This window comes from Azospirillum sp. B4 (assembly GCF_000333275.1).
In the GTDB taxonomy this organism is placed as follows: domain Bacteria; phylum Pseudomonadota; class Alphaproteobacteria; order Azospirillales; family Azospirillaceae; genus Nitrospirillum.
Genome location: NZ_BACU01000466.1, coordinates 1 through 2,041, shown reverse-complemented (window position 1 = coordinate 2,041; position 2,041 = coordinate 1). Strand labels below are relative to the sequence as shown.

At 70.2% G+C, this 2,041-nt stretch carries 2 protein-coding genes and 1 pseudogene; 2 read left to right on the top strand and 1 reads right to left on the bottom strand.

What is annotated here, in order from left to right; all coding sequences use genetic code 11:
• Together I55_RS20540 and I55_RS20535 are read left to right on the top strand one after the other, a co-directional pair.
• A pseudogene (locus I55_RS20540) lies at positions 1 to 541 on the top strand (UDP-N-acetylmuramoyl-L-alanine--D-glutamate ligase); the annotation flags it as partial.
• Positions 538 to 1,572: an FtsW/RodA/SpoVE family cell cycle protein gene (locus I55_RS20535; RefSeq protein WP_083901295.1), complete on the top strand. Its 1,035-nt coding sequence runs from the start codon at positions 538 to 540 to the stop codon at positions 1,570 to 1,572. The pseudogene I55_RS20540 and the gene I55_RS20535, both read left to right, overlap by 4 nt.
• On the opposite strand, the gene I55_RS20530 is transcribed toward I55_RS20535, so the two are convergent.
• On the bottom strand, positions 1,457 to 2,041 hold a 585-nt coding region (locus I55_RS20530; protein ID WP_044562452.1), incomplete at its 5' end, for a nucleoside hydrolase. The two genes, I55_RS20535 and I55_RS20530, sit on opposite strands and share 116 nt — an antisense overlap.

Genomic DNA, 2,041 nt, shown 5'->3' with positions numbered 1-2,041 from the left:
CCGGCGCCCACTGGCAGACGCCTGTGCCGCCTATGCCGCCACCCGCGCCGTGGGTGTGGCGCCGGAGGTGATCGCCGAGGCCATGCGCGGCTTCCCCGGCCTGGCGCACCGCCAGCAGGCGATCGCCACCCTCGACGGCATCCGCTTCGTCAACGACAGCAAGGCCACCAACGCCGACGCGGCGTCCAAGGCCCTGGGCTGCTACGAGGACATGTACTGGATCGTCGGCGGCAAAGCCAAGGAGGGCGGGCTGAGCGGCCTTGAGCCCTTCATGGGCCGGGTGCGCCACGCCTTCCTGATCGGGGAGGCGACGGAGGAATTCGCCCCCTGGCTGGAGGGCAAGGTCAGCTACGGCCGCTACGGCACGCTGGACGACGCGGTGCCCGCCGCCTACGCCATGGCGAAGGCGGCCGGGGGTGGCACGGTGCTGCTGTCCCCCGCCTGCGCCAGCTTTGACCAGTATCCCAATTTCGAGGTGCGGGGCGACGCCTTCGTCCGCATCGTGCGCCAGTTGGAAGCCGGGAAGGACGGGACGCCATGATCACGCTGTCACGTACCGACCAGTCCGTCATCGGCCGTTGGTGGTGGACCGTCGACCGCTGGACCCTGGCCACCGTCTTCCTCATCGCCACCATCGGCGTGGTGCTGATCCAGGCCGCCAGCCCGCCGGTGGCGGAGCGCATCGGCCTGGATAACTTCCACTTCATCCAGCATCACGTGATGATGCTGATCCCCACCCTGGTCGTCATGGTCGCGGTGTCGCTGCTGTCGCCCAAGGGGGTGCGGCGCCTGGCCATGATCATGTTCCTGCTGTCGCTGGCGGGCGTGGCCTTGACCCTGGTGTCGGGTGTGCAGATCAAGGGTGCCACGCGCTGGATCCACCTGCCCGGCCTGTCGGTCCAGCCGTCGGAATTCATCAAGCCGGCCTTCGCCGTGGTGGCCGCCTGGATGTTCGCCCAGGCCCGGCATACCAACAACGTGATCTATTTCGGTGTCTGCATCGTCTTCTACCTGATGATCGTGGCCTTGCTGCTGCTGCAGCCGGACCTGGGCATGACCTTCGTGGTCAGCGCCGTGTGGTTCGGCCAGTTCTTCATTGCCGGCCTGCCCATCCTGCTGGTGGCGGTGCTGGTGGTCTGCGGCCTGTCCGGCCTGGTGGGCGCCTATTTCCTGTTCCCGCACGTGCAGAGCCGCGTGAACCGCTTCCTGGATCCGGCCGCCGGCGACAACTACCAGGTCCAGCGCGCCCTGGACGCCTTCCAGCACGGCGGCCTATGGGGCACCGGTCCCGGCCAGGGCACCGTCAAGATGACCATCCCCGACGCCCACGCCGACTTCATCTTCGCCGTGGCGGGGGAGGAACTGGGCATGTTGTGGTGCCTGTTCATCGTGCTGCTGTTCGGCGTGGTGGTGATGCGCAGCTTCGCCCGCGCCTACAGCGAGCAGAGCCTGTTCGTCATGCTGCAGATTTCGCCGGCCGGGCCGCCAGCCCCGCCAGCCAGGCGGGTGTCATCGCCGCCTGGCCGGTCACGTCCAGCGGGAAGACATTCAGCCGGGCGCCCGCCGTCATGACCACGTGGGCCGCCGCCGGGTCCGCCCAGAAATTGAACTCCGCCGCCGGGGTGACGTTGCCGGGGCAGTGGACGGCCCCGCCCATGATGTGGATGCCCCGGGCCCGGGCCAGCAGGCCGGGGTGGCGGATCTCCGCCAGGGCCAGGTTGGTCAGCGGCCCCATGGCCACCACGGTCAGGTCCGCGCCCGACGGGGACAGCAGCAGATGGGCCAGCGCGTCGGCGGCGTGCTCCGCCGCCACCGGGCGCGCGTCCCGGCCCAGGACCACGCCGCCCAGCCCATCCTCGCCATGCACCAGGTTGGTCCGGGGTTCCGGGTACAGCAACGGCCGGGCGCCGCCGGCGTACACGGGAATGTCCGGCCGGCCGAACAGGTCCAGCAGGCGCCGGGCGTTGACGGCGGTGACGGCCACCGGCCGGTTGCCGGCCACGCAGGTCACGGCGCGCACCTCCAGTTCGGGGAGGCCCCG

Bases quoted from the DNA above. Each gene is read 5' to 3' on its own strand.
- I55_RS20535 (WP_083901295.1), top strand. From the start codon at position 538: ATGATCACGCTGTCACGTACCGACCAGTCCGTCATCGGCCGTTGGTGG.